The organism is Cupriavidus necator A5-1, from assembly GCF_000744095.1.
Classification (GTDB): Bacteria; Pseudomonadota; Gammaproteobacteria; order Burkholderiales; family Burkholderiaceae; genus Cupriavidus; species Cupriavidus necator_A.
Window position 1 is genome coordinate 101,861 of the sequence record NZ_JQLI01000001.1, and the last position, 26,176, is coordinate 128,036.

Here is a 26,176-nt window from a genome sequence, read left to right on the forward strand (position 1 = left end):
GAGGCGTCAATTCGGAGAGGTTGTGGCACTGTTGCGCCAATGATAGAAGGGCTAGAGCAGAAGGCCGCGTGGGCAACCGACAAACTTAGACGCAAATTCAGGGCATGAGCACACCAGCAAATAGCGTAGCCCAACTACCATCATCCGTCGTCGCGCGACGCATCGATGAAGAGAACGCGAAAATTCTCCGATGCCACCGGGCAGGCCATTCTGATTCAGCGCTGCGAGGGAATATTGCCGCCGTCGACGACGATCTCGCTGCCGGTCACGTAGCTGGCCTCGTCCGACAGCAGGAAACGGACCACGCGCCCGACCTCAGCAGGGGTGCCGAGGCGGCCCAGTTGGATGCGGCGTTCGAAGGTGCCTGCAGGCAGGGCCGCGATGGCGGACTGCAGCATCGGAGTATGGATCTGTCCGGGAGAGACGGCATTGGCGCGGATGCCGTCGCGGCCCAGGCTGTCGGCGAGCGAGCGCACTAGCGAGAGCAGGCCGCCTTTTGAGGCGGAGTAAGCCGGAATCAGCGCATTGCCCAGCGTGGCATTGATCGACGCGATGCCGACGACTGCCGCGCCGGGTTGCGCGCGCAGGTCAGGCAGCATGGCCTGCACCAACAGGGCCATGGCGCGCAGGTTGACATCCAGCACGGCGTCCCAGCGCGCCTGCGTCAGGCCGTCGATGCCGCTCTGATCCACCACGCCAGCAGCATGCACCATGCCGCCCAGCGCCGGCAGGGCGGCGCGGGTGCGGGCCAGCGCGTCGTCCAGGTCGGCAGGGGCGCGCAGGTCAATGCCGAGCCCGATGGTGGGCACGTCATAACGTTCGGCGAGCGCCGCGGCGACGGCACGCGCCTTGTCCTCCTGGATATCCCAGATGGCGACCGGCCGGTTTACCGCGGCCAAGGCCGCCGCGCAAGCCTCGCCGATGCCGGAGGCGCCGCCGGTCACCACGACCGCACTGGCCGGTGTGTTGAGGGTCACGCGAAAATCGTCGGTGGCAGGGTGTTGGATCGTCACTGGATGTCTCCCGGATGTCATGGTTGGTCGCGCAGCGGCGCGACATGCGCGGCTGATATTCGCGGCTGATAGGTGCATTGTTTCCGGTCGCGACGGATACAACATAGTCCAAACGAACTAAGAATCGGCGCCTCGGCCGCAATTCCGCCCCGGAACCCTTCCGCCTGAGGTAATGTCTCTGCTCGAGGTCCCGTGGACGCGCGGCGCGGCGTCGGCACGCCGCATGCGCCTCAATCGAGCGGAATGATGCTGTGCAGGACGGTTTGTACCAGCGCCGCCTGCCGGGTCACGCCAGTCTTGGAGAACACGGCACGCAAATGCGCTCGCGCGGTATTGCGGCGGATGTCGAGTTCCTGCGCCGCTTCATCCAGTGACAGGCCCTGGGTCAGCAACAGTACGAGAGACGCCTCCGTCCGGGTGAAATCAAACATATTGCGCAGTAGTTCGGTCGACCCCAATGCCTTTTGCTCGGGGTCGCGGATAAAGACCGCCACCGCGGGCTGGCGCGGACGCTCGGACCACTTCTGCGAGGCGATGGGACGGACCAGCAGTCCCAGCCGGGCGCGGTCGCCCTTGCGCGGCACCGACAGCCCGAGCGGGATGCCGGGCTGCACCGAGTCTCGTAAGGCGATGGCCTGGCGGACCAAGGCCTGCAGCTTGCGGTTTTCCTGCGCCGAGTCGACCATCAACTGGCCGTTGCAAACCACCAGACCATCCTTTTCCGCCAGCAGGGCGTCGGCCATGCCATTGGTGGTAAGGACCTGGCCGGTGTCGTCCAGGATGACCGAGCCGATCAGCAACCTGTCTACCGTGCCGGCGTAGAAGCGCCGCTCCGACTCGGTCGTGTTGAGGTTGGCGTGGATACGTACCGCGCGCTCCAGGTGCGGCACGATGCGCCGGCACACAGCCTTGTCGGCCTCGGAGAAGCGGTCCCTGCCATGTGGGCGGCAGATCCGCAAGCGGCACTCCACACCATGCTCGGCGCGGATGTCTACGCCCATGATTTCAAGCACGTCGTAGGGCTTGTTGAAGAATCGATATATCTCGCTCTCTAACCACCTGGCCTCGCCAATCAACTCATGCACGGTCAGGACTTGTGCGTTGGGCAGGTTGACGAAAGGGTCGATGGCATAGAAGTGCTGCGCGTAGGCGCCCGTTCCGACGGTGGTATCGACCGCGCTGGAAGTGATCATCAGGCCGGGCGACGTATTGGACGGCGGGCGCAGCACCAGCGTCACGTAGTTGGCGGCCAGCAGGTGTCGCAGCGCATCCAGCAGCGACTGCCATGGGATATCAAGCAGTGGGCCGTCGTACACCAGCCCGATCAGATCGCTGATCTCGTCCACGCCGAGTGCCGGCTGGCTCGGAAGCTGTGCGTCGATCCATTGAAGGCTTGTCATCGGTGCTTTCTCAAATCTGCGGCGCAACGCAGTTGCGGCATTGGGCCAGTCCGGCCGTCGGCGGCTAGCGATCGGCTGGAAATAGTATCTGCTTGTCCGTGCCGTGCCAGTGGGTGTTTCCCCCGGGCGCCGGCCCGGGGATGCCTGTCGTGCGCGGGGAAATAGTCCCAACAGACTAGATTTGCACAGGGACGCCCCATGTCGCTCCGGAAGGCGTTGAATCTAGTCCGTCAGGACCATGCCCGTGAAATGGCCCGGCCAGAAGAATACGGCCGTGAGCAAACAGCCATCACGGAGGAGACATGGAAGCGCAGCAGTTCCTGCAGACAGCCCCGCAGCCCACCCGCTACGCCCGCGGTTGGCATTGCCTCGGGCATGCCTCGGATTACAAGGACGGCAAGCCTCACCGGCTCGACATCTTTGGTACGCGCCTGGTGGCGTTTGCCGGCGAGGACGGGCGCATCCGCATCCTCGACGCGTGGTGCCCACATATGGGCGCGGACCTGGCCCTCGGCGAAGTGAAGGGCAACGCCATCGTGTGCCGCTTTCATGGCTGGCAATGGAATGGCGACGGCGCCTGCGAGCATGTGCCGTGCGCCAGGCGCATTCCGCCCAAGGCGCGCACGCGTGCGTGGACAGTCTGCGAGCAGAACCACCTGCTGTTCATCTGGCACGACCCCGAGGGCGCGCCGCCGCCGCCCGAGGTCGCGATACCGCGCATCAGCGCCTGCTTCACGGGTGAGTGGACCGGATGGACGATCCGCAAGATGGTGATCGGCACCAATTGCCGTGAGCTTGTCGATAACCTGGCGGACGTCGCCCATTTCGGGCCGGTGCACGGCTCACCAGCCGTCTATTTCTGCAACACGTTCGATCGCCACATCGGCTACCAGATGTTCCGCGGCGAGGAGAGCGAGTTGCTTGGACGGAGTCTGGTTGCGGACAGCGCGTACTTCGGGCCCGCCTACCACGTGACGCGCATGACGGCGGAGGTTGACGGCAAGCCCCTTGACACCATTCTGCTCAATTGCCACGTGCCGATCGACTCGCAGAGCTTTGAGCTGCGCTACGGCGTCATGGTCAGGAAGGTGCCGGGCCAATCGGAGGAACAGAACCAGGAGATGGCGCAGGCCTACGTGGAGCAGGCGCAAGCCTCCTTCTTCCAGGACGTGGAGATCTGGCACAACAAGATCCGCGTCGACCGCCCCGTGCTCAGCGACGCCGACGGTCCGGTCTATCAGCTTCGCGAGTGGTACCGCCAGTTCTACACCGATGTCGCCGACCTGCCCGCTGACCTTGACCGCAAGAAGGTCTTCGAGCGGCGCGACGGCACCTGGCGCACGCTCGATGCCGTGCCGCCGGAGGCGGTGAGCAAGCTGCACCTGATTTGATTAAGGAGAGGGTTATGCGGCTGAAAGGAAAGGTAGCACTGGTCACTGGCGCCGGGTCCGGCATGGGGCGGGCCATGGCCGAGCGCTTTGCGGCCGAGGGCGCTGCGGTGGTCGTGGTAGACCGCGACACCGCCGCCGCGCAAACGACGCTCGACAGGATCGGTGGGGAGGCCCACGGCATGGCCCGTGGCTGCGACGTCGCGGACAGTGCGGCGGTGGGGCGGTTGCACGAGGAGGTCGCGATGCGCTGGGGGCGGCTCGACATCCTGGTCAACAACGCAGGCATCGGGCAGGTGCCGGGAGACGGGTTCGAGCACTACCAGGTGCGCGCGGCCGAGCGCGGGCGGCAACTGGCGGCCGGCGAGACGCCGACGGTCCATACGGACATGATCGTCGACCTCAACGATGCCGGCTGGCAGCGCGTGGTGGACGTGAATCTCAACGGCACGTTTTATTGCTCGCGCGAGGCTGTGCGGCTGATGACGCGAGCGGGGGTGGGCGGCGCCATTGTCAATATCGCCAGCGTCTCGGCGCTGAGCGGCGAAGGGCCTCTCAGCTATTGCGCGTCAAAGGCGGCAGTGCTCGGCCTCACCCGGTGCCTGGCGCGCGACCTGGGCCCGCGTGGCATCCGCGTCAACGCGATCTGCCCGGGGCCCACGCGCACGCCGATGATGCAGTCCATCAGCGAGGAATGGGCGCGCAGCCTGGAGCGTGCAATCCCGCTGGGCCGCATGGCCGAGCCGGAAGAGATCGCGGCAGCGGCGCTGTTCCTGGTGAGCGGGGACGGCAGGCAAATGACGGGCCAGACGCTGTCCGTCAGCGGCGGCATGGCAATGATTTAACGGCGCAGGCGCGAGGACGACGCTTCCGGGTCGTTGTCCTGCCTCGATTGAAGGATAAAAGGGAGAGCAGCATGCGAGTAACGGGACGTTTGCAAGACAAGGTTGCGCTGATCAGCGGCGCGGGCACGGGGATCGGCGCCGCCACGGCCGCGCGCTTCGCGGCCGAAGGGGCGAAGGTGATGCTGTGCGGGCGGCGCGAGGCGCCGCTGCGCGCCGTAGCCGAGGAAATCCGGTCGCGCGGCGGCGAGGCCGCATGGATTCAGGCCGACGTGACCAACGAGGCGGATGTGGAGAGGGCGGTGGCGCAGACCGTCGCGCAGTTCGGCGGCCTGCATGTCATGGTCAACAACGCGGTCAACTATACCTGGGGCGTGCTCGACGAGGTCAGCACCGAAGCCTGGCGGCAATGCCTGACCGGTAGCCTGGACGTCGCCTTCTTCGGCACGCGCGCGGCGCTGCGCGTGATGAAGGCGGCCGGCGGCGGCGCCATCGTCAACCTGGGTTCAGTGGTGGGCCTGCTCGGCAGTCCGGGGCTGTCGGCGTATGGCGCGGCCAAGGCGGGCGTGCTCAACTTCAGCCGCGCCGTGGCGCTCGAGGGCGCAGCCCACAACGTGCGCGTCAACGTGGTGATTCCCGGTGTGGTCTGGAGCGAGGGCACGCGCGAGGCGCTTGCCAGCGAGGAGGTCGCCCGCGGTACCGCCCGCGCGGTGCCGCTGGGGCGTGTGGGCGAACCGCACGAGGTGGCTGGCGCCATCCTGTTCCTGGCCTCGGACGAGGCGTCGTATATCACCGGGCAGAGCCTGGTAGTCGATGGCGGCAAGACCTGCCGGCTCGACGTGGGCGCCACCGACTATGTGTCGCAGACGTCAGCCGATCGGCGCGCCGCGCCGCAGGCAAGCTGAGCGCACCCCACTGACTGAAGGAGAGGGAAGTGACATCAGACATGGAATCGATGCAAGCCCGACTCGATCGACTCGAGTCGATCAACGAAATCCGCATGCTGCCGGCCAAGTATGCACTGGCGCTCGATATGCGCGATCTCGATGCCTGGACCAGCCTGTTTCCCGAGGACGTGGCGGTGGGCAAGGACCAGGTGGGCCGCGAGCACCTGCGGCGCTGGATAGACGAGACCCTGCGCAACCAGTTCACGGTGACCTCGCACCACATCGGCGGACACATCATCGAGTTCCAGGATGCAGACCATGCGAGCGGCGTGGTGTATTCGAAGAACGAGCACGAGACCGGCCCCGAATGGGTCATCATGCAAATGCTCTACTGGGACGACTACGAGCGCATCGACGGGCGCTGGTATTTCCGGCGACGCCTGCCATGCTATCTCTACGCGAGCGACCTGAACAAGCCGCCCATTGGCGACAAGAAGATGCGCTGGCCGGGCCGTGAGCCCTACGAGGGTTCCTGGCATGCACTATGGCCCTCGTGGAAGGCGTTCTGGAACGCCAGGCCGAATGAGGCGCTGCCCAGCGTCGCCAAGCCGGTACCGCTGGATCGCTTTCTCGAGACGATGCGTCGCGGTTCGGCACTGCCCAAAGTCCGCACCCGCTGATGCCATGCCGAAACCGACCAAGGGATCATAAGGATGAGCGCCAGCCTGTTTGAGCCACTGCAGCTCGGCGACATTGCACTCGCCAATCGCATCGTGATGGCGCCGATGACGCGCAGCCGTGCCGGCGAGGGCGGCTTGCCCACCGGCCTGCACCAGGCGTACTACGCCCAGCGCGCGGGCGCCGGGCTGATTGTCGCGGAGGGCACTTACCCGAGCCGGCATGGCAAGGGGTACTGCCGCACGCCGGGCATCGAGAACACCGCGCAGATCTACGCCTGGCGCGACGTGACAGGTTCCGTGCGCAGCCGGGGCGCGGCGATGGTGCTGCAGCTGATGCACGTGGGGCGCGTGGCGACGCGCCATAACAAGGCGCCAGACGCACAGACGGTGGCGCCGTCGGCTATCCGCGCGCGCGGCACCATCTATGCCGACGGCCAGGGCCTGGTCGAGATGGAGGTGCCTCGCGCGCTGGCCGAAAATGAAGTCACGGCTGTGATCGACGAGTACCGCCAGGCCGCCGTCAATGCGCTGGCCGCCGGGTTTGACGGCGTTGAGCTGCATTGCAGCAGCGGCTATCTGCCGATGCAATTCCTGCTGCTTTGCACCAATCAGCGCACGGACGGCTACGGCGGTTCGCTGAGGGCGCGGCTGCGCTTCGTCGTGGAGACGCTCGAGGCCATCGCCGGGGCGATCGGGGCGGGGCGCGTGGGTCTGCGCATCTGTCCCGGCAACCCCTACAACGACATGCACGATGACGACCCCGCCGCCACTTATGGCGCACTGCTCGATGCCGTGACACCACTCGGGCTGGCCTACCTGCACGTGAGCCGCTCGCCCGATCCCGCGCTGGATGCCTTCGCGCTGGCGCGTCGGCATTTCGGGGGCGCGCTCATTGTCAATGACGGTTTCGACGGCGCGAGTGCCGCGCGCGCCGTGGCGAGCGGCGTCGGTGAGGCGGTGTCGTTCGCGCGCCATTTCATTGCCAATCCCGACCTGCCGCAGCGCCTGCGGCACGGCGCACCGCTGGCCGCGTTCGACCGCACGCTGCTGCATACGCCGGGTGCGCGTGGCTACACGGACTACCCGGCCTACGAGGCCTACGAGGCCGCTGCCGGGCTTGCCGCAACCGGTCAGGTAATTTCCCAAGAAGGTTTGCAACCGTGAGCGACTCCCTGCCACTGATTCCAACCATCCCCAATGCCGTGGCACGCGCGGCGCGACTGCACGCGGATGCCGTGGCCATTGAGGAGGATGGTGTTTCCATCGGCTACGGCGCACTGCATGAGGCGGCGCGAGGCGCCGCGCGTGCCCTGATGTCGCTGGGCGTGGCACCCGGCGAGCGCGTCGCCGTCTGGGCGCCGAACCTGAACGAGTGGATCGTCGCAGCGCTTGGCATCCAGATGGCAGGCGGTGTGCTGGTGCCGCTCAACACCCGGCTCAAGGGCGGCGAGGCCGCTGACATCCTGGCGCGTAGCGGTGCGCGGGCACTGATCAGCATCGGCGAATTTCTTGGCGTCGATTATCCCGGGATGCTGCGCGGGCATGCACTGCCGGCCTTGCGCCACCACGTCATCCTGCGCGGCGAGCGCGACGGCGCCCTGTCCTGGGATACCTTCCTCGCGCATGCAGAGGACACCCCGGAGACGATGCTTGACGCCTGCATCGCCGCGCTCACACCGGACAGTCCGTCCGACCTGCTTTACACCTCCGGCACCACGGGCCGGCCCAAGGGCGTGATCACCACGCATGGTCAGAATGTACGTGCCTTCTCCGACTGGTCGGACATCGTCGGCCTGCGCGCCGGCGACCGTTACCTGATCATCAATCCATTCTTCCATGCGTTCGGCTACAAGGCCGGCTGGCTGGCTTCGCTGCTGCGTGGCGCCACCATCCTGCCGCTGGCGCAGTTTGACGCCGAAACTGTGCTGGTACGCGTCGAGCGGTACCGCGTCAGCTTCCTGCCAGGGTCGCCCACGCTCTACCTGAGCTTGCTTGACCATCCGCGGCTGGACGACTATGACTTGTCATCGCTGCGCGTCGCTGTCACGGGGGCGGCGTCGATCGCGCCCGAGCTGATCCGGCGCATGCGCAAGGTGCTCCGCTTTGACGTCGTGCTGACCGCTTATGGACTTACGGAGTGTTGCGGTCTGGCTACCGTCTGCCGGCTCGGCGACGCGCTGCAGACGATCGCCAATACGAGCGGGCGTCCGCTCGCCGGCGTGGAGATCCGCTGCGTGGACGCTGAAGGGAACGACGTCGCCGCGGGCGAGCCAGGCGAAGTATGGATCCGAGGCTACAACGTCATGCGGGGCTACTTCGACGACGAGGCCGCCACGCGTGAGGCCATCGACAGCGGGGGGTGGCTGCACACAGGCGACATCGGTAGCCTGGATGCCGGTGGCAACCTTTGCATCACCGGCCGGCTCAAGGACATGTTCATTGTCGGCGGCTTCAATTGCTATCCGGCGGAAATCGAGCACCTGATCGGCGCGCATCCGGCGGTGGGGCAGGTCGCCGTCGTCGGCACACCCGATGCGCGCCTGGGCGAGGTGGGCCGCGCATATGTGGTGTTGCGCGAAGGCGCGAGCATCAATGCGGAGGATTTGCTGGAATGGTGCCGGCCCCGCATGGCCAACTACAAGGTGCCCCGTTCCGTGACCTTCATGGCGGCCCTGCCGATCAATGCCGCGGGCAAGGTCGTCAAGCACGAGCTGATGGCGCCATAGTATGTGTCGCAAAACAAAGGGAGGGTCTCGCTGGCCGTGGCCCGTCTCGGCGCTTTGATGTTAGCAATGGCCGAATTGTGCGCGTAGCGGGTTCGTCAGGGGCGGGAGTAAGGCAGGCCATTCAACGGCACGTCTCCCAACTCGCGGAACGTCAGGTGTGGTCGGCATGCGACCTTCGCGAGCCGCTCGGCGGCCGGCACTTCCGATCCGAAGCCGTCTTTCCGGAAGTACGAGAGCGGCCGTTCAACGCAAATTAACCGGACCGCCGGCAGTGTGTCCGGTTGAACGACCTGTCAAAGCCCGCTAGCCCACCCACCGTGCCTCATAGCACAGAGGTCACCCGAGGATACTGGTGCCCCACGCGTTATCAATCGCGAAAAGCCAAGTGCCGTCGCTATGTCGCCGAAGGACATCCGATGCGGTACCGCTCATCTGGTCGGGTTGACCCTCGGCATCCGTGCCGGAGAGGGACCGGTGAACCCAATGGAATGACAAGGCGGCCGCAACGAGCGCCGGCTACGTGGCGGAATTTGCAACTGACGGCTAAGTCCTGCCCACCGGCCGGGATCAGTGCAACAATGAAGCCGTCGGCGCATTTTGCGACGCATCCTCGGCCATGGAGGCGGACATGCTGGAAGTCGAGAAGGGAAGAGTTGTGGCAGCGGTGAGCAGGATTCTTGAGTCTGTGCTGGCCCCGTTATGTGCATCGGCGGCCCTCGTGAGCGTCTTGCTCGCCATGGCTTCGGCACAGGCGCAGTCTCCGTTGTTCGAGACGTTTGCCGTTCCCGCAGGCAGCGCGCCGCACGATGTAGCACCGGCGCCCGACGGCACCGTGTGGTACACCGCGCAGGCACAGGGCGCGGCCGGACGATTGGACCCGCGCAGCGGCAAGGCCGACAGGGTGCAACTCGGCGCAGGGTCGGCGCCGCACGGAGTGATCGTCGGTCCCGATGGGGCAGCATGGATCACGGACGGCGGCCAGAACGCGATCGTGCGCGTCGACCAGAAGACACTTGCCGTGACGCGTTTCCCGCTACCGAAGGACCGGCCGAACGCCAATCTGAATACAGCGGTATTCGACAAGCGAGGGCATCTGTGGTTCACAGGGCAAAGCGGCATCTTCGGCGAGCTCGACCCAGCGCGGGCCAGCATGCGCGTTTTCGATGCGCCGCGCGGGCCCGGCCCTTACGGCATCTGCGTGAGCCCTGACGGCAGCCTGTACTTCGCCTCACTGGCCGGCAGCTATCTCGGCCGCATCGATCCCGCCAGCGGCGCGGCGCAGGTCATCGAGCCGCCGACGCCAAATCAAGGTGCACGACGCGTATGGGCCGATTCGAAAGGGCGCATCTGGGTCAGCGAGTGGAGCGCTGGGAAACTCGGCGTGTTCGACCCGGCAACGCATCAATGGCGCGAATGGCGGCTGCCCGGCCACGACCCGCATGCGTACGCGATATTCGTCGACGACCGGGACATCGTTTGGCTTAGCGAATGGAGCGCCAACGCGCTGGTACGCTTTGACCCGCGCGCCGAGCGATTCGAAGTGCTCACGCTACCGCGCCCGCACGCGAACGTACGCCAGATGATGGGCCGGCCGGGAGAAGTATGGCTGCCCGAATCCGGCACCGACCATCTGCTGCGCTACCGGTCTGGCGCGGACAATGCCAGCCGCAATTGATGGCGCACTGCTGTGACGCGGTCGAATGCGCCGGAACACATTGCGAGCATCCCGCGCGGGGTTGTGCGCTTGCTGCGTGTGGCACGGAATTCGCGCGTGCCAAAGACGTGGTGCGTGCAAGCTGCAGCGGAAACGTCCGTGCCGGTTTGCGATGGATCGGGCAGAGAAGCCAAGCACGAAATGGGCGGACGCGCGAGGCAATGGGTGCGTCTCGCGGCCATGTTCGGCGGAATGATCCTCACGCGTGCCGCGGAAGATCCGGCAGAAGGGCGCCGGTTCGTGGCCGCCGTACGGTCTTGCGCAAGAGGCGCATTGAAAGTACTGACGACATGCTATGGCTTCGGGGCGAATGTGCGAAATTGGCCGAACTCGGAAGCCCGAAGGGGGGCGGATGTGAGCTGCGACTTGACGGCCAACTTCCGTAGTCGACCCACTGCCGCCGGTCGCGCGGTCGGGCATTTAAGGGCAGCTAACGGAATGGTCCGGTCACTCACGCCGGCGTCTTGGGGACAGGAGTTCGGCCTTTGCGGACGTTGGAGTGTCGGCGAATGTGAGCCAGCTCGTAGGCGCTTTGCCGACATTCACACCGTTGCAGCCTCGAATGTGAGGTACCGTTGCGAGTGGACGAGTACCTGCGACCCAATTTGGCCGGTTGGCACGGGTGCGGCCCAAAGGCCGCTTTGGAGTGCCCAACCGACGCTCGAACGCCATCGACTTTCGATCAAGTTCATACGGGTAGTGACAGGCTTCGTCTATCTGGCGGTCATCCTCCAGCTAGTGCAGCGTTCCATTCTGTTTGGAACTTAAGCGGCGGTTGGCGCGAATGACCTTCTGTAGGATGTCGCGAGCGCTCTTGGTCCAGATGAACGGCTTGGGGTTGGTGTTGTGGTGAGCGATGTATTCGTTGATGGCGTCGACCAGTTCCGGCACGCTGGTGAATACGCCGCGGCGAAGTCGCTCGGTTGTGATGTCGCGAAAGAACCGCTCGACCATGTTCAGCCATGATGCCGAGGTGGGTGTGAAGTGCATGTTGAATCGAGGATGCTTGGCCAGCCAGTCTTGCACCGCAGGATGCTTGTGGGTGGCGTAGTTGTCGGCGATCAGATGCAGCGTTTTGTCCTTGGGCGTCTCGCGGTCGATCTTGCGCAGGAACTTCAGCCACTCGGTATGGCGGTGGCGCTGCTGGCACTGGGCGATGACTTGGCCATCGAGCACGTTGAGCGCGGCAAACAGCGTGGTCGTGCCGTTGCGCTTGTAGTCATGCGTCATGGTGGCCGCACGCCCCTTCTTCAACGGCAAGCCGGGCTGCGTGCGATCCAGCGCCTGCACCTGGCTCTTCTCATCGCAGCACAGCACCAGCGCGTGCTCGGGCGGCGACATGTAGAGGCCAACGATGTCTTCAAGCTTCTCGACGAACTTCGGATCGCGCGAGACCTTGAAGCCGCGCACGATGTGCGGCTTCAACCCGTGGGCGTGCCAATGGCGCATGACGGTGCTGGCGCTCACGCCCAACTCGGCGGCCATCTTGCGCGTGCTCCAGTGCGTGGCTGCTTCGGGCTTGCTTTGCGTGGTCAGTTCCACCAGCCGCGCCGTGTCCACCTTCACCGGCGGCGCACCGCGCGGCAAGTCGCGTTCGATACCGGCCAGCCCCGATTGTGCATACCGCTCACGCCAACGCGACACCTGCACGCGTCCGATTCCCAACTGCTCGGCGATGTCCTTGTTCTGCATTCCGTTGGCGGCCAGCAGCACGATGCGCGCGCGCTGCGCCAGCCTCACGCTCGTGAGCTTTGACCGAACCAGCCTCGTCAACTTGGTTCGCTCCTCGTCGGTCAACATGATCTCGGGGGCAACTCGCACTCGCTCTCTCCACGTTGTGGTCGCAGTAGAGCATTGGAGACGCCGAATTCATATAGGTTCCATCAAGAACAGAACGCTACACTAGATCATCAGTGGACCCGTCGACCTGCGAGATCGCGCTAAGCGTTGTCGCTCGCCCATTGGAATACATCGACAGTGGCCTCGAGCGTCATTCGTGCCTTTTCGCGCCGTCTGCGTGCGAGTCGCTCCGCGCCGGCGCTCCGTTCGGCCTCACCGGCAAGCAAAGCGTGAATGTCGGGGAGCGTATAGATGGCGCCACGACTGCCCCAGGTACCGTCCGGAATCTCCGTCGGGAAGACCCAGACGCGCGATGCGACCTCTTCGAATGGTCGGTTCTCGGCGCGGGCCACCGCTTCCGTGACTGCCTTAACCAGCGCTCTACGCGACTCGTCGGTGTATTGCCCTTCGGGCGCCGACGGAATGATCCGGTAGCGCGCTGCTTTCGAGCGTTCCCCACCGACGAATACCGCAGCAGGTCGATGGAGATTGAGAACGGATACGCTCTGTGCAATCGGATTGGCCGGATCGTACCCTTCCGCTTTGATCAGAATGTCAGTCAATTCTTTGATCAGATGGGCTTCCGCCTCACGGGTCAAGGCATCTTCCGGCCAGAGTGCGTCGATCATTGGCATGGTGCTGCTCCTTTTCAGTGTTTTGGCCTGGCGGTTCGCAAGAGAGCTCTTCTACTCGTTCAGGCATGCATTCCGGTTAAATGAGCGCGATCATGACATCGATGTTGCCGCGCGTAGCCTTGGAATACGGACAGGTCTGATGTGCCCGGTCCACCAGCGCCTGAGCGACGTCACGCGGCAAGCCGGGAAGGCTCACGTTCAAACGCGCCTGGAGAAAGTAGGCGCCGTCAGTAGTCCCGAAATCAATTTCGGCATCGACACTCGTGTCGACCGGCAGCATGACGTTCAAGGCGCCACGCCTCGTTTGCGCTGCCATATCATGCCCTGTTAGTCGTCGGGACCGAGTGGCAAGGACCTACGCTAAGTCAAGCTTCACCTAGAACACTCCATCACCTATGTTGGTTTCTTAGGAATGGTTGGCAATGGCCGCTTAGGTCGGATGGCGCGAGTTGAATTGCAGAGCCAAAAGAAAAAATCGGCGAGACAGGGCATGTTCGCGACCGTCCGCAGGGGGCGGCGAGCCTAAGGTCAAAGCATCATTGGCGACCGTCTCTTCTCGGGGCGGAAACGGACGGCCGAAAATCGTGTTTGAGTGACTCAAGCTGGCCGCCTTCTGTCATTGGAGGAATAGGCTCCGGTCGTCGCTTCGTGGCCCCACGCGGCCCTAACAGCGGCTTCCGCGGGAAACTCCGTTGTTCTCTATTGTAGACTTGGCGCTACATCGCGGTTGCGTAATTCCGAGCCAACTCCACCAATGGCACCTGTGGACGGTCGCTGGAACCGGATCCCCGCCTCGCACTTGATTGATACAAGTCAACAAGCAAGGATCTGCTGCTTCTATCATGAAGCAAGGATCGATGGCTGTGGCGTCACGCAACTGCAGCCTTCCGGTTCATGACGGGTGCTATCGGACTGGCGGCCCCAGCCTGTCTTGCCTCTTCCCATCACTGCAATCGAGGCGTCTCCGGAGCGTTGGCAACGCGGTACCCCATTTCCCGACTGCAAGGGAGAATCATTATGGATGACGAGATCAGGAAGAAGATCCTGGCGCTACTGGAACAACACCGGATCATGACGATCGCCACGATCCGGCCGGATGGCTGGCCGCAGGCGACCACTGTGGGCTACGTCAGCAAAGGCCTTGTCCTCTACTTCCTGTGTGGCCTGGAAAGCCAGAAAGCAGCCAATCTGGCTCAGGACGACCGGGTATCCCTAACCATTGATGACGATACCTCTGACCTAATGGCGATCACGGGGCTGTCCATGGCAGCGCGCGCGAAGCTCGTCCTCGACCCCGCCGAGGCGGACGAGGTCCTGCACATGCTTCCCCTGAAGTATCCGCAGCAAATCAAGTTGCCAGTACCAATGCCTACCCGGAACGAGGTGAGGATTTTCCGAGTGACGCCCACTGTCATTTCTGTCCTTGACTACTCGAAAGGTTTCGGACACGCGGACCTGGTCGTGTGCTAACACTTGACTAAGACAACATAGACGTCGGCAATCCGCCACGCAGTCCTGCTACCGAGACGGCTCCGTCAAATGAGAAACACGCGCGTCATAGTCACTCATTACGGCGGGCCTGATTCGCTTCAGGTGATAGATGAAGAGTGCCCTGAGCCAAAGAACGGTGAGGTGCGGGTAAGGGGGCTGGCAGCGGGAGTGTACCAGCCCGACCTGATGATGCGCGAAGGCTTTCATCCCGAAACGCCTCCTCTGCCTTTCACACTGGGGTGGGACCTGGTTGGACTGGTGGATCGGCTTGGCGACGGAGTTGCCGAAGTCGATTCAGGTCAGTTGGTCGCTGCGCTACCCATCACCGGCGCGTATTCCGAGTTCGTCTGTCTGCCGCAGCGTGAACTTGTTCCGGTGCCTTTCGGATTGGACGCCGCCGAGGCTGTCAGCCTCGTGCTGAACTATGTCACGGCCTACCAGATGTTACATCGGTCCGCGAAAGTCAAGGCGGGCCAGCGCGTGTTGATTCATGGCGCGACAGGTGGAGTCGGGTCGGCATTGATGCAACTCGGGCGCCTTGCCGGGCTCGAGATGTACGGTACTTGCTCATCGCAACATATGCCTGTGATTTCTGCCCTGGGCGGGATCCCGGTTGATTACAAACAGGTTGATTTTGTCAAAGAAATTCAACGCCTCACGGGATCCGGTGTGGACGTCGTTTTTGATGGCATCGGTGGCCCCAATATTTGGCGTTCCCGCGAGGCCCTGTGTCCCGGCGGGACGGTAGTGGCTTATGGACTCTCTGCCGCGCTACGTGGAGGGCGATTGGCGTCTGGTCGCTCAGGCCGCAGGAATCGCTTCCAACGGCTCGCCATTTTCGTTTTGTTCATTGCCGCCGGCTACGTTCTCCCGGGCCGGAAGCGCGTCGTCGCCTATAGCATTCAGTGGCTCAAGCGGATGCGGCCAGCATTGTTTCGCCAGGATCTGATCGCCTTGTTCGATTTGCTTCAACAGAAAAGAATCAAGCCGCTGATCGCGGAAAGGTTTTCTCTGGCTGAGGCAAGACAGGCGCATGAGTTGCTTGGAGAGCAGGGTGTTACAGGCAAAGTCGTTTTGGTGGCAAAAGGCGTTGACGCGATTGCGAACCTCAGCGATGGCTGCAGAGAAGATACTTTCGTCCCCACCGAGGGCGACGGCTCATGAGCCCAGCCAACGTTCAATTGCTTGCGTGAGAGGTTGGTGTCCGTAGGAATGCTCAGCGGGAACCAGTGTCGTTCGTCTCTTCCCGACCCCTATGTGCACATTGAAACTATGCGCACATAGGGGTCGCTATGCAAACCTCTGCATAGCGACCCGAAGCGGCTATTCGCCAGTTTGCGGTTAGCGGCCGGTCTGCAGCCGCTAACAGACGGTCACGTGGAAGCCAGATCTCGTTTGACTGCCACGCATTTGATCTCGACCAATAAGCCCGGATGGGCGAGTTCGGAAACGCCTATAGAGGTCCATGCGCACGTGCCATGTGGAAAAACCCGATTCTTCACCGCGCGGAATACTGGCATATGCGCGCTCATCTGCACATGGTACGTCGTCATGTCGACAACGTCCTCAAAGAGGCAGCCGGACGCTTCGAGCACCACACGCAGATTTTCCCAGCATGCCAGAAATTGTGCCTCGGGATCGGCAATCACTTCGAGGTCGGCGGTACGCCCGACCTGTCCAGCGCAGAAAACGGTCACGCCTACCTTCACTGCGGGTATGTAACTGGCGCGCTCTACGATACGTTGCATCGTCGGCGGGACGATCAATTTGCGGTCTGCCATGTGTTCTTTCGTTATCAAATTCAAGTGGTCATTCCCTGCGGTCTTGGAATATCCCCGCTCGTGACAATCTGGGACGATCTCCAGGAGGCGCCATATCCAACATGCAAAGGCGCCCCGGCATCTTCATTCCAGCTGGATGTTGGCGTGCTTGACTACTTCGGCCCAGCGCCGGGTGTCGTCGGCTATCACCTTGTCAAGGTTTTGCGCGTTGCCATAGAACGGCTGCGCGCCTTGTGTGGTCAGCTGCTTGACCATGGCGGGATCAGTGGCAATGGCCCTGACGGTGTCCTGCAGCTTTCTGATGACCTCCGGGCTGGTGCCGGCGGGCGCCATCAAGGCGGACCACGACTCCGTTTCCGCGTCCTTGATCCCAAGTTCCGCGAACGTCGGCACGTCCGGAATCGCGGCATTTCTTTGCCGGCTGGCGACACCCAGCAACTTGACCTTGCCTGATTTCACATAGGGCTGCAGACCGGGAAGATTCGCAAACAGAACCTGAATCTGGCCGGCAAGCAGATCGGTCGTTGCCGGTCCGGCACCCTTGTACGGCACGTGCGTGAATTTGACGCCGGTGCGCAGCATGAACAGCTCACCGATCATATGGTTGACGGACCCTTGGCCCGCCGACCCCATATTGAGCTTGCCGGGATTCGCCTTCGCATACTGGATCAGCTCGGCGATATTCTTCGCCGGCGTGTTTGCGGACACGGCCAGCACGTTCGGCACCGTGGCAAATAGCGCGATGGGCGCGAAGTCCCTCGAAGGCGAAAAACTCAGGCTGCGCGACACCAGCGGCTGGATGACCTGACTGCCCATCGTCGCGTATAGCAGCGTGTAGCCGTCGGCGCGTGCCTTGGCCACGAACCCCGCGCCGATGGCACCACCAGCGCCAGGTTTGTTGTCGACAACGACCGGCTGGCCGAGCAACTGGGACATGCGCGTGGCTAGCAGCCGTGCTGTGAGATTCACGGTGCCACCCGGCGCGAACGGCACGACAAGGGATACGGGCTTGTCGGGATAGCCTTGCGCGCTGACAGCGGAGCAGCACGCCATGGCCGCGACCAGCACTGCGGTGAACTTGAACATGGTCGTCTCCTTCAGTCGTCAGCTGGCTTGCGCCAGGGCTTGCTGCACATGGCCGGCTGCGGCGATTGCCCGGGTGAGCTGCTCCAGCAAGGCAGCGGCGTTGTCGAGCCGTTTTTCGATGGATGCCAGCGTCTCGGCGTGCACGTTCAGTGCGGCTCGCTGTGCACCGATCCGATCGCGCACGCCTTGCGGTGCCGGCGCCCCGTACGATTCCCGCCCATTGACATTGCAGATCGGATCCAGACATTTTGCAACGTCCTCGGCCGGGAGCGCGGCCCGCCGCCCCAGCTGCTGCTGGGTCGCATCGTCAATCATCTCGGTCGTGATCGCCGTGGCCGGCAAACCCTCGTCGAGCGCACGCCGTACCACGGCGCCGATGATATGGTGCGCATCGCGGAACGAAAGGTCGGCGTTACGCACGAGCAGGTCGGCCAGATCGGTCACTGCGGAGAAATCATTGGCCGCGCGCGACGCCATGCGTTCGCGTTCCGGTTGCACGTCACGCACGAGCAGCGCCATCAACTCCAGACACTTCAACGCTTCTTCGCAACTCTCCCAGCAGGTACGCGTGCTTTCGCGACTGCTGTCGCCGGAATGCGTGAAGTGCGTGGATTTCACCGTGGTCAGCGCAGCCGACGTCAGGCCGATCAGATGCGCGGTCTTGCCGCGCAGATACTCCAGCACGACCGGGTTCTTCTTCTGCGGCATGATGCTCGACGTGCCGGCAATGCTGTCCGGAAACGTCAGAAAACCAAATTCGGGCGTCGACCAGATATAGAAGTCCTGCACCATGCGGCTGCACGTGATCATCATGATCGAGAGCGCCGCACTGAGCTCCAGTGCAAAGTCTCGCGACGCGACGCTGTCCAGCGCGTTGCCAAGCGGCCGGCTGAAGCCGAGCAGGTTGCTGGTCAGCGTGCGATCGATCGGGAACGACGTGCCAGCGAGTGCGCATGCGCCCATCGGGCAGCCGTCGAGCGTTTCCAGTACATGCTGCAGCCGGTCGATGTCCCGTGACCAGGCTTCGACCAACGCGGAAAAGTAGTAACCGTAGGTGATGGGCTGGGCGGCCTGCATGTGGGTATAGCCCGGCATGACATGGTCGGCGTAGGCGTCGGCCTGTTCCAGCGCACTATCGCATAGCGACACAAGCGCCGCGCAAATCCGCACCACGTAGGCCCGTGCGCGAATCCGGTCGTTGGTCGCGCCAATATCGTTACGGCTGCGCGCCGTATGCAGGCGGCCGCCGAGATTCTGGCCGACGAGCTGGATCAGATGCGCCTCGTAGTTGAAATAGGCGTCTTCTCTGGCAGGATCGAGCTCCACAGCGTCAGGGCCGTCCCGGCGGATTTTCAGGAGGGCATTGGCCAGGGTCGACGTAGTGGTTTCGTCGAGAATATCCTGCCGATCCAGCATAACCAGGTGGGCCAGATTAATCTGGGTTAGGACGTCGAAGTTCTTGTTGAAGAATTCGCGCGTGGTACGGGGCTGGAAAATATATTGAATTACCTCCTGCGCGGGAGGCTGCTTGAGACGACGGCTGACTTTCGATTCCATTTTCAACTCGATTGAAGAAGACCTGCATCGAGTTTGGTTTCCGCTAACCCATACGTCAAATCAGGCGATCACAGCTTCCTATACAATTCCGATATGGGTTGGCGCGATATGCGGCGAAGCGGCCACGCATGCCACAATCCCCCGTATTTCAGGAGCGAATTCGATGAATTTCAAGGAGATAGAGGCATTTCGGGCCGTGATGATGTCGCGCTCCATGACCACGGCGGCGGGCTTGCTGCATACCTCCCAGCCCAACATCAGCCGCTGGATCGGGATGCTGGAACGCAAGGTGGGATTCCAGCTTTTCCAGCGCGTGGGGACAAAGCTGCTCCCGACCGCTGAGGCCGAAGCGTTTTATGCAGACGTCGAACGGGCGTTCATGGGACTCGAATCGCTGGACGAAAGCGCGAATTCGATTCGGCGTAGAGGTACCGGCCTGCTTCGTATCGGCGCTGTCGGATCTATTGCGGAAAGCGTCTTGCCGGCCGCGCTGGCGATTTTCCGGCAGCATTTTCCGGATATCCCCGTTTTGCTGAATACCGGCAGATCCGATGTCGTCGCAAAATGGACGGCGACCGGGTTTTGCGATATCGGATTCTGCTCGGTCCCGACAGACTTGCCGAGCCTGCACTACGAGGAAATCAACGTTGCGCGCGGGGTGTGCATCGTGCCCCGTTCGCACCGACTGGCGACCCGAAGCGTCATCGAGCCCGCCGACTTCGATGCCGAGCAGTTCATCTCGCTGCCAATTGAAAGCGCGAACCGGCGCGAGATCGACAGTCACTTCCAAATAGGGGCCAGGGTGTTCGCCATCGAAACGCCTTATGCGACCACCATCTGCAAGATGGTCGGCAAAGGTCTGGGGGTGTCCATTGTCAGTCCTATCGTCAGCCGCGCGTTGGGTCTTGCCGATGTATGCGAAATACCTTTCTCACGCGAGGTCATGTTCCGCAGCTTTGCCGTGACATCAGACCATTTCCCGCTGAACTTTCTCGCCAGCAGGTTCGCGGAATGCGTGCGGCAGGCGTTTGACGCGTTTCATTGATTGAACAACGGGGCGCAGGTGGCCGGCCGTTCGTGGCGTTGACACGGGGCCATACGCGCCGCCTTAATGTCGGTTCATCCCCTGCCGAGCGGCGGGCGCTAAGGGAATGTTGGTCAACTGGGCCAACTCAGTTGCCGCCTCGCGTAGCAGCGCCGAATACTCGTGAATCCTCTCTGTCGTCAGCCGCACCCGCGGACCGGCAACGCTGATCACACCGACACAGCGCGAGCCGCTGACCACGGGCACCGGTATTGCCGACATACGCGGGGCGAAAACCTCGTCGATCATCGCGTAGCCGCGCACGCGCGCCCCCGTGCAGGAATCCCAGTAGCGCCTTCAGCGTCGTCGGCGCATTGGGCTCGTACTCATTGGGGCTGTCCGAAGCCCTGCAATATTACCAGCGCGACCGCCTGTTCGTCGGTCATCGTCATCAGCCACGCACTGGGAATACCTCGATGCATCGCCATTCAAACCGCCAGTGCAGCCGTGAGGTAACGCCATGTCATACGTCATTGCCAATATCGTCCGAGCACGGCGCAACCGTGAAGGAATTCCACATCCGCCGCACCGATGGCGCACCGTTGCCCGAGTGGCTGGTGGGTTCGCATGTCACGCTCGGAATCAGGGCGGGCGACGGCAGCGAACTCGAGAACCACTACTCGCTGATCGGTGTGCCCGGGCGGGCCGCCATCTACCGCATCGCCGTGCAGCGTGGAACGCATGGCAAAGGCGGTTCCCGATGCCTGCATGACGAATATTCGGTGGGTGACGCCATCGAAATGACGGGGCCATTCAACAGCTTTCCGCTGTAAGCCACGCCAGCATCGTCCCGCGTCGTTCTCGTGGCTGGCGGCATCGGTGTGACACCGATACTGTCAATGGCCCATGCGCCTCGCGCTCAGGGCATACCGTTCGACCTGCATTACCTCGCGCGCAGCAACGACCGTCTGGTGTTTCTGGACGAACTGGCCGCTTTCGCAGATGACCGTTGACGTCCAGCCCAGGACGTCCATCCTCGATGCCTTGATCGCCGCCGACGTGTTCGTCTCTGACTGCAAGCGAGGCGAATGCGGTATGTTAGTAAGCGTCCGATTCAAGACGTACTTGACCTGTGCAGCATTGCCGGTTCAAGGGGCGAGCGACCCTGATGCTCTCTTTGTGCGCATGACAAAGCAGTTTCGCAGGAGGGTTGGCCTGTCAGATAAGAACCGGCTCCGGAAATGCGCGATGCCACGAGTGAATTTCGACACTCTCGCGCAAACCATGACTCCAAAACGGATCCGACTGCAATAACGTTTCGATTTCTGCCTTGTCGGTTGCTTGAACGATCCATAGGCCACCAACTGGAGCTGCGTCTGGATCCGGTCTTAGCGAGCCCGCAGCCAGAACTTGATTTTGATGGCGCTGCAGCCAGGCTATGTGCGCGTCAAGAAGAGTCGCGCGCAGCGCCAAGTGGTCTGGTTTGTCATGAAAACGAACCGCGAATAGCATTCGTGCGTGCTCCTGATATGTGGGGCAATAGTACCCGAAACAAGGCTTTGGTCAGCCGGGGAGTAACGCCCAAATTGCTCAGGGCAGCAGTCGTCGATCCGATTGATAGTAACCGTGCGACCGACTAGCGTGCTTGACGAGGGACGTTCAGGTTGCGTTCGGGCGAAGCTGGTCGGCCACGGCCCAAGGCAGCAGTTCGCTGACGCGATTGACGGGGCGCTCGGCAATGCGGGCAATGACGTGTCGCAGGTAGCCTCGGGATCGAGACCGTTCAGTTTGGCTGTCGCAACAAGCGTATAGATTGCGGCGCCGCGTTCACCACCACTGTCGGAGCCGAAGTGTAGGAAGTTCTTCCGGCCGAGCGCAACGGCGCGCAAGGCGCGCTCCGCGGCATTGTTGTCGATCTCGACGCAGCCATTGTCGACATACAGCGTTAGCGCAGTCCACTGATTCAGTGCGTAATTGATGGCCTTCGCGGTATCACTTTTGTGCGAAACGGTGCTGAGCGTCGAGCGCAACCATATTTCGAAGGCGTCCAGTAAGGGGCGCGCTCGTTCTCGTCGGACGCGTCTTCGCTCGTTGGCGGTTTGCCGCGGATCTCGGCCTCAATCGCGTACAGTTCGCCGATTCGGCGAATCGCCTCGGTGTTGATCTCGTTCCTGCGTGCCAGGTGCAGGGTCAGTCCCCTGACGCCAAAATCTTGAGGTGCAGATCACGATGCTGTTCGCGATGCCTAATCTGTGGATAGTGCGCAAGAAGCTGTGCATCGCAACAGCATGAGATGCAAGCGTGGCGTCACGGCGCAAGCGGCGCCGCCACAGTGCGCTGTCGCAGGCCAGGACAGCACAGCTAATCTAAGCAAAGTCATCGCACTTCGCGATCACGCAAGCGTCGAGTGTCGGAGATCTGCGTAAATTCGTGTTGCGCAGACCTTCCTTAACTCTGCGTTTTGAGGCCGCAGCCAAAGGTACTTCGGTCGTTCCTTGGGTAGCGGTGAAGGACCGTTCCTGGCCGGAACGTGACGGCCAAGGCGGTCGACCGAGATCGGCCAAGACGGCGGTCGCCTTTCTTCCAGAGCAAGTATTTGACGATTGACTCGACTAGTCAGCCCGCCGCCACTGACCTGATTCGTGGCGCACGCTGACCCTGTCTCCATTAAGCAACACTTGCTCTTCACTCATCCTGATTGAGGTCGAAAGGTCAATGTCGAAATCGACCTTGAGTGCTTGTTCGACATAGGCATCCTCGATGGGAAGCTCCCAGGTCAGAAATAGCTGCGTGCAGTCCTGGTCGGCCGGGAAGTCGGTCACATCAAAACCGTTGCTGCCGCGTCGAATCACCCCATGAGGCTGGCAGGGATCGAATATCAACACCCTTCCCCGGCTCAGGGGGATTCGAAGACCCAACGACGGAAAATGTACGTCCAGCCCCTTGTCCTCGCTCAGGAAGAGATTGCAGAAGGCCGCACCGCCATACTGCTCTCCGTCATGGTGATACCTCGCGCCGCGGCAAGCCATGAGAGCGACGTCGCTCGGGGCAAACACTTCAGATAGTCCAAGCGTGCTCGTCCAATCGGACACCGCCCGCACGCAGCGCGAGTAGTCCGGCCAGCGAGCTCGCGCTCGTGCCAGAGGCATAACCTCGACGTCTCCGGGCTCCAGGGTCATGCGGGACGATATCTCCCTTGCCCAATCCGCGAGCAGACGTGCTGGCGGCTCGGGTATATTGACCGTGCCCGACAGCACGATGTCACTCACGCTCCGACTGCGGATGGCGTCGCCACCCCAGAAATAGGAGGTGAGGAGTGTTCGGGCCGGAGATTGTTGTGGGTTTTGGCTCATAGCCAGCAGTGTAATGCGGCTGCCTCGGTTGCTTTGCCATCGCGCCAGCCAACGGCGCTTGTCGACCCCGAACTGCCGTTCAGACTGCCCCGCTGCAACGGCCGCTTCCAGAGAGCAACCGCCGCTCGTCATCGCGTGTAAACGGGCTGGCTCATCAGCGGCTGGGCGGACGCCTACTACTTCTCGGCGGAACTGATAGTGTTTCCGGTCGGGACGGGAAGGTCCATCCGCTGGGCACCGCAATCGCGCTGCCGCCGTTCGGGCAGAAGGCAGGCGCTGCCCCGGTCCTGTTCGGCTTCATGCAAATGGGCTGCGCGGCCCCGCCATGGAGTTGTCTCTGCGCAGGTTGTGCCCGCCTATTTGGCCTTCTTTATCGTCCTGGCGGCCAGCTTGCCGTTGTCGCCGCTGGTGTTCTGGCGATCGGCCGGTCGCTGAATGCCAGAAGCGGCGTTTGTCAACGTACTTGTCGCGTCACCTCACGCAACCTGCTTTAGTTCTGCTGGCTCAATCCGTTCCGGATTGAGCCAGACTTTGTCGGCCAAGCTCCAGTTCCGTGTCGACCCTGACCAACGCTCTGGCGTTCTGGCCTTCGCCTCTGCATAGACCGCTTCTCGTTGAGCCAGCACCGCTGCGGATATACCGCTATGGCGCTGCGCCGGTGTCACGAATTTCAGCCCACTATGCTTGTGCTCGTGGTTGTACCAACGCACGAATCGCTGCGTCCATGCGCGTGCCTCGTCCACGCTGCCGAATGCCTGGCGCGGGTAGTCCGGCCGATATTTGCAGGTCCGGAACAGCGACTCGGCGTAGGGGTTGTCATTGCTCACGCGCGGCCGGCTGAACGAAGCGACCACCCCCAGGTTTTCCAGGGTGGCCAGCATCGTCGCGCCCTTCATTGGACCGCCGTTATCCGAGTGCAGAACCAGAGGACGTCCAGCCAGACCTTCGGCCAAACTGGATCGCCGCATGAGCAACGCCGCCAACTCCGCCGATTCCGCCCGATGCACTTCGTGACCGACGATCTTGCGGCTGAACACGTCCAGCATCATGTACCAGTAGTAATACTGTCCCTTGATTTCCGCTGGCATCCAGGTGATGTCCCAGCTCCACACCTGATTGGGTCCGGTGGCGCAATGGCTGGTCACCACCCGGGCCGAGGGCTTGCGCGCACGACCACGGTGATGCTGCTGCGACGCACTACGCAAGACACGATAAAAACTCGACCCCGAGGCCACGTACTGGCCGCGGTCCGCCAGCGTCGGGACGATTTGGCTGGGCGGCAAACTGGCAAACTCCACGCTGTTGGCTACCTCAAGAATTAGCTGGCGTTCCGGCTCGCTGAGCTTGTTGGCTGGCGCTGGCCGCTCAGTGGTGGTGCGAGCATCTGCGACCACCTCATCGCCCTCCTGAACCCAGCGCTGGAAGGTGCGCAAGCTCAGACCCAACTCGTCGCAAGCGTGGGCCAGTCGGCAGCCTGAGCGTTCTGCCTCTCGAATCAACGATATACACAACCGGCGATCTGGGACGCTGATCAGTCGTCCTCTTTTTCTCCCCAAATCGCCTGGGCTTTTTTTCTCAGGATGAGCAACGCGGCCGCTTCCGCCAGCGCCTTCTCCTTTCGCTGTAATTCCTTCTCAAGCTGCTGGATGCGCTTCTTGTCACCTTTCGACTGAAGCCGTTGCTCTCGCGCCTGCTCACCTGCGTTCGCATTGGCCGATCGACAGGCCTCTCGCCAGGCAGCGATCTGCTCGGCGTAAAGACCCTTGCGGCGGCAATACTCGGCCAATTCCGCTTCATTGAGCGGCGCGGTTTCCAGCACCACCGCAAACTTGTCTGCCGAGGACCAGGCCTCGGGGTTCTTTCCATCTCCCGGCACCGGGACTCCTTGCGCTTTCATCTGTCGACGCCAAGCATACAGCGTTTGCTCAGTGATCCCCGTCTCCCTTGCCAGCGCCGACACCAACGCGTTCTCAGGAGGCATCATGCGGCGCAACAGCGCTTCCTTTCTCTCTGCTGAATAGGCTCTCATTCACTCTGACTCTACCGCCCCCAGACTGGGTCAATCGAAATCAGTAACACGACAACTATGCTGACACCGGGGGGAAGTGCGCCGGTCATGCGAAGAAGTGTTTGCTGTTGTGGACACGCTCAGTGACGCGAGGATCGCGTCGCGGCAAACCGCCAGGATTTCGTCGGCCAGCGGCGAGTCGTCCGGACAGGCCCGCGACATGACGACGGCGCCCACCGCGTGCGCCAGTATGTCGAGGGACCGGGCTCGCGCCCGACCCGGATCGGCTCCGTCCGAAAGAGTGTCCTCGGGCCTCAGCGCAGCCAGCAGGCTCTCAATGCCAGCCGCGAACGCGGTCCGAACCGCTTCTGGTTGACGCGCGGCATCCCCGCCTAGTGCGGCCATCGTGCAACCGGTAGCGCGGGTGTCGCGGTGCTCGCGAGAAAGGTAATGCTGCACGAACTCTGGCGCGTTTACACCCTGGCTCATTGCCACCGTCTGCGCGATGCCGCAGGCCGCCGATTCCGCCATCAGGTCGGCCTTGGAGCGGAACTGTCTGTAAAAGCCGCCGTGGGTGAAGCCGGCGGCGGCCATCAGATCGGCAACGCCAACCCCGTCGTAGCCACGTTCCCGAAACATCTTGGACGCCGTCGCGACAACGTGCTCCCGGTTGGCCTGTGCCTGTGCCTTGGTGATCTTCATTTCCTGACCACGGTGGGTTCATGTCTGCGAAGGCTCCATTATACATTGAT

General features: G+C 62.7%; 23 protein-coding genes and 2 pseudogenes. 11 read left to right on the forward strand and 14 right to left on the reverse strand.

The features are described from left to right. Positions 1 to 215 precede the first annotated feature (215 nt). Entirely contained in the window at positions 216 to 1,013 is a 798-nt protein-coding gene (locus K307_RS00530; RefSeq protein ID WP_042875660.1) for an SDR family NAD(P)-dependent oxidoreductase, read from the reverse strand. 230 nt (positions 1,014 to 1,243) lie between these two features. Beyond that, complete coding sequence (locus K307_RS00535; RefSeq protein WP_042875662.1) at positions 1,244 to 2,413, reverse strand: helix-turn-helix transcriptional regulator; 1,170 nt, start codon at positions 2,411 to 2,413, stop codon at positions 1,244 to 1,246. A gap of 302 nt (positions 2,414 to 2,715) precedes the next feature. On the opposite strand from K307_RS00535, the gene K307_RS00540 reads away from it, so the two are divergent. The 7 genes from K307_RS00540 (at position 2,716) to K307_RS00570 (ending at position 10,611) form a co-directional block, all read left to right on the forward strand. Then, positions 2,716 to 3,804, forward strand: coding sequence for a Rieske 2Fe-2S domain-containing protein (locus tag K307_RS00540; protein ID WP_042875664.1), 1,089 nt, complete (start codon positions 2,716 to 2,718; stop codon positions 3,802 to 3,804). Between the two features lie 14 nt (positions 3,805 to 3,818). Next, positions 3,819 to 4,646 carry an SDR family NAD(P)-dependent oxidoreductase gene (locus K307_RS00545; protein WP_042875666.1) on the forward strand — a complete coding sequence of 276 codons (828 nt, stop codon included), beginning with the start codon at positions 3,819 to 3,821 and terminating at the stop codon, positions 4,644 to 4,646. A 71-nt stretch (positions 4,647 to 4,717) separates the two neighbouring features. Next, positions 4,718 to 5,548, forward strand: a complete 831-nt coding sequence (locus tag K307_RS00550) for an SDR family NAD(P)-dependent oxidoreductase (protein ID WP_042875668.1) — start codon at positions 4,718 to 4,720, stop codon at positions 5,546 to 5,548. 41 nt (positions 5,549 to 5,589) lie between these two features. Beyond that, a complete protein-coding gene (locus tag K307_RS00555; RefSeq protein WP_042875670.1) occupies positions 5,590 to 6,210 on the forward strand; it encodes a nuclear transport factor 2 family protein in 621 nt (206 codons plus the stop codon). 33 nt (positions 6,211 to 6,243) lie between these two features. Then, on the forward strand, positions 6,244 to 7,374 hold the full coding sequence (locus tag K307_RS00560; RefSeq protein WP_042875673.1) for an alkene reductase: 1,131 nt from the start codon (positions 6,244 to 6,246) through the stop codon (positions 7,372 to 7,374). Next, positions 7,371 to 8,936 (forward strand): FadD3 family acyl-CoA ligase, encoded by a 1,566-nt coding sequence (locus tag K307_RS00565; protein ID WP_042875675.1) that lies wholly within the window; start codon positions 7,371 to 7,373, stop codon positions 8,934 to 8,936. The genes K307_RS00560 and K307_RS00565 overlap by 4 nt, the downstream gene beginning before the upstream one ends. 628 nt (positions 8,937 to 9,564) lie before the next feature. Next, on the forward strand, positions 9,565 to 10,611 hold the full coding sequence (locus K307_RS00570; RefSeq protein WP_042880967.1) for a lyase: 1,047 nt from the start codon (positions 9,565 to 9,567) through the stop codon (positions 10,609 to 10,611). A gap of 774 nt (positions 10,612 to 11,385) precedes the next feature. Here the strand turns inward: K307_RS00570 and K307_RS00575 are convergent. The 3 genes and pseudogenes from K307_RS00575 to K307_RS00585 all read right to left on the reverse strand — a co-directional run. Then, positions 11,386 to 12,471, reverse strand: coding sequence for an IS630 family transposase (locus K307_RS00575; RefSeq protein ID WP_042875676.1), 1,086 nt, complete (start codon positions 12,469 to 12,471; stop codon positions 11,386 to 11,388). 119 nt (positions 12,472 to 12,590) lie between these two features. After that, positions 12,591 to 13,124 (reverse strand): tautomerase family protein, encoded by a 534-nt coding sequence (locus tag K307_RS00580; RefSeq protein WP_042875678.1) that lies wholly within the window; start codon positions 13,122 to 13,124, stop codon positions 12,591 to 12,593. A gap of 76 nt (positions 13,125 to 13,200) precedes the next feature. Beyond that, positions 13,201 to 13,416: pseudogene (locus K307_RS00585) on the reverse strand (OsmC family protein); the annotation flags it as partial. Between the two features lie 725 nt (positions 13,417 to 14,141). Here K307_RS00585 and K307_RS00590 point away from each other — a divergent pair. Both K307_RS00590 and K307_RS00595 read left to right on the forward strand, forming a co-directional pair. After that, positions 14,142 to 14,594, forward strand: a complete 453-nt coding sequence (locus K307_RS00590) for a pyridoxamine 5'-phosphate oxidase family protein (protein WP_042875680.1) — start codon at positions 14,142 to 14,144, stop codon at positions 14,592 to 14,594. A 69-nt stretch (positions 14,595 to 14,663) separates the two neighbouring features. Beyond that, the gene (locus tag K307_RS00595) at positions 14,664 to 15,779 is read left to right on the forward strand and encodes a medium chain dehydrogenase/reductase family protein (protein WP_080744798.1); all 1,116 of its coding nucleotides are present in this window, start codon (positions 14,664 to 14,666) and stop codon (positions 15,777 to 15,779) included. 209 nt (positions 15,780 to 15,988) lie between these two features. Here the strand turns inward: K307_RS00595 and K307_RS00600 are convergent, their stop codons facing one another. The 3 genes from K307_RS00600 to argH all read right to left on the reverse strand — a co-directional run bounded on the left by K307_RS00600 (position 15,989) and on the right by argH (position 19,039). Further along, entirely contained in the window at positions 15,989 to 16,396 is a 408-nt protein-coding gene (locus tag K307_RS00600; protein ID WP_042875682.1) for a RidA family protein, read from the reverse strand. Positions 16,397 to 16,519: 123 nt separating this feature from the next. After that, positions 16,520 to 17,482: a Bug family tripartite tricarboxylate transporter substrate binding protein gene (locus K307_RS00605; protein WP_042875683.1), complete on the reverse strand. Its 963-nt coding sequence runs from the start codon at positions 17,480 to 17,482 to the stop codon at positions 16,520 to 16,522. 18 nt (positions 17,483 to 17,500) lie between these two features. Continuing rightward, positions 17,501 to 19,039 carry an argininosuccinate lyase gene (gene argH, locus K307_RS00610; protein WP_042875684.1) on the reverse strand — a complete coding sequence of 513 codons (1,539 nt, stop codon included), beginning with the start codon at positions 19,037 to 19,039 and terminating at the stop codon, positions 17,501 to 17,503. A gap of 163 nt (positions 19,040 to 19,202) precedes the next feature. On the opposite strand from argH, the gene K307_RS00615 reads away from it, so the two are divergent. Further along, on the forward strand, positions 19,203 to 20,084 hold the full coding sequence (locus tag K307_RS00615; RefSeq protein WP_042875686.1) for a LysR substrate-binding domain-containing protein: 882 nt from the start codon (positions 19,203 to 19,205) through the stop codon (positions 20,082 to 20,084). Positions 20,085 to 20,147: 63 nt separating this feature from the next. On the opposite strand, the gene K307_RS50765 is transcribed toward K307_RS00615, so the two are convergent. Continuing rightward, positions 20,148 to 20,372, reverse strand: coding sequence for an IclR family transcriptional regulator C-terminal domain-containing protein (locus K307_RS50765; RefSeq protein WP_230625383.1), 225 nt, complete (start codon positions 20,370 to 20,372; stop codon positions 20,148 to 20,150). A gap of 254 nt (positions 20,373 to 20,626) precedes the next feature. On the opposite strand from K307_RS50765, the gene K307_RS44025 reads away from it, so the two are divergent. Beyond that, entirely contained in the window at positions 20,627 to 20,896 is a 270-nt protein-coding gene (locus K307_RS44025) for a hypothetical protein (protein ID WP_051974536.1), read from the forward strand. A gap of 385 nt (positions 20,897 to 21,281) precedes the next feature. Here the strand turns inward: K307_RS44025 and K307_RS44980 are convergent, their stop codons facing one another. From K307_RS44980 to K307_RS00650, 5 genes and pseudogenes are all read right to left on the reverse strand, one after another. Beyond that, complete coding sequence (locus tag K307_RS44980; RefSeq protein WP_080744799.1) at positions 21,282 to 21,575, reverse strand: YciI family protein; 294 nt, start codon at positions 21,573 to 21,575, stop codon at positions 21,282 to 21,284. Between the two features lie 147 nt (positions 21,576 to 21,722). Further along, positions 21,723 to 22,251: pseudogene (locus tag K307_RS44985) on the reverse strand (IS66 family transposase); the annotation flags it as partial. 424 nt (positions 22,252 to 22,675) lie between these two features. After that, positions 22,676 to 23,416, reverse strand: coding sequence for a hypothetical protein (locus K307_RS00635; protein WP_042875689.1), 741 nt, complete (start codon positions 23,414 to 23,416; stop codon positions 22,676 to 22,678). A gap of 476 nt (positions 23,417 to 23,892) precedes the next feature. Continuing rightward, positions 23,893 to 25,445 (reverse strand): IS3 family transposase gene (locus K307_RS00640; RefSeq protein ID WP_230625384.1). Its coding sequence is split into 2 segments (ribosomal slippage): positions 23,893 to 24,983 and positions 24,983 to 25,445, totalling 1,554 coding nucleotides; the frame shifts between segments, so codons are not numbered across the junction. 30 nt (positions 25,446 to 25,475) lie between these two features. Then, positions 25,476 to 26,126, reverse strand: a complete 651-nt coding sequence (locus K307_RS00650; RefSeq protein WP_042875691.1) for a TetR/AcrR family transcriptional regulator — start codon at positions 26,124 to 26,126, stop codon at positions 25,476 to 25,478. Between the last annotated feature and the right edge of the window lie 50 nt (positions 26,127 to 26,176).

Bases quoted from the DNA above. Each gene is read 5' to 3' on its own strand.
- K307_RS00535 (WP_042875662.1), bottom strand. From the start codon at position 2,413: ATGACAAGCCTTCAATGGATCGACGCACAGCTTCCGAGCCAGCCGGCA.
- K307_RS00540 (WP_042875664.1), top strand. From the start codon at position 2,716: ATGGAAGCGCAGCAGTTCCTGCAGACAGCCCCGCAGCCCACCCGCTAC.
- K307_RS00545 (WP_042875666.1), top strand. From the start codon at position 3,819: ATGCGGCTGAAAGGAAAGGTAGCACTGGTCACTGGCGCCGGGTCCGGC.
- K307_RS00550 (WP_042875668.1), top strand. From the start codon at position 4,718: ATGCGAGTAACGGGACGTTTGCAAGACAAGGTTGCGCTGATCAGCGGC.
- K307_RS00555 (WP_042875670.1), top strand. From the start codon at position 5,590: ATGGAATCGATGCAAGCCCGACTCGATCGACTCGAGTCGATCAACGAA.
- K307_RS00560 (WP_042875673.1), top strand. From the start codon at position 6,244: ATGAGCGCCAGCCTGTTTGAGCCACTGCAGCTCGGCGACATTGCACTC.
- K307_RS00570 (WP_042880967.1), top strand. From the start codon at position 9,565: ATGCTGGAAGTCGAGAAGGGAAGAGTTGTGGCAGCGGTGAGCAGGATT.
- K307_RS00580 (WP_042875678.1), bottom strand. From the start codon at position 13,124: ATGCCAATGATCGACGCACTCTGGCCGGAAGATGCCTTGACCCGTGAG.
- K307_RS00590 (WP_042875680.1), top strand. From the start codon at position 14,142: ATGGATGACGAGATCAGGAAGAAGATCCTGGCGCTACTGGAACAACAC.
- K307_RS00595 (WP_080744798.1), top strand. From the start codon at position 14,664: ATGAGAAACACGCGCGTCATAGTCACTCATTACGGCGGGCCTGATTCG.
- K307_RS00600 (WP_042875682.1), bottom strand. From the start codon at position 16,396: ATGGCAGACCGCAAATTGATCGTCCCGCCGACGATGCAACGTATCGTA.
- K307_RS00605 (WP_042875683.1), bottom strand. From the start codon at position 17,482: ATGTTCAAGTTCACCGCAGTGCTGGTCGCGGCCATGGCGTGCTGCTCC.
- argH (WP_042875684.1), bottom strand. From the start codon at position 19,039: ATGGAATCGAAAGTCAGCCGTCGTCTCAAGCAGCCTCCCGCGCAGGAG.
- K307_RS00615 (WP_042875686.1), top strand. From the start codon at position 19,203: ATGAATTTCAAGGAGATAGAGGCATTTCGGGCCGTGATGATGTCGCGC.
- K307_RS50765 (WP_230625383.1), bottom strand. From the start codon at position 20,372: ATGATCGACGAGGTTTTCGCCCCGCGTATGTCGGCAATACCGGTGCCC.
- K307_RS44980 (WP_080744799.1), bottom strand. From the start codon at position 21,575: ATGCTATTCGCGGTTCGTTTTCATGACAAACCAGACCACTTGGCGCTG.
- K307_RS00635 (WP_042875689.1), bottom strand. From the start codon at position 23,416: ATGAGCCAAAACCCACAACAATCTCCGGCCCGAACACTCCTCACCTCC.
- K307_RS00650 (WP_042875691.1), bottom strand. From the start codon at position 26,126: ATGAAGATCACCAAGGCACAGGCACAGGCCAACCGGGAGCACGTTGTC.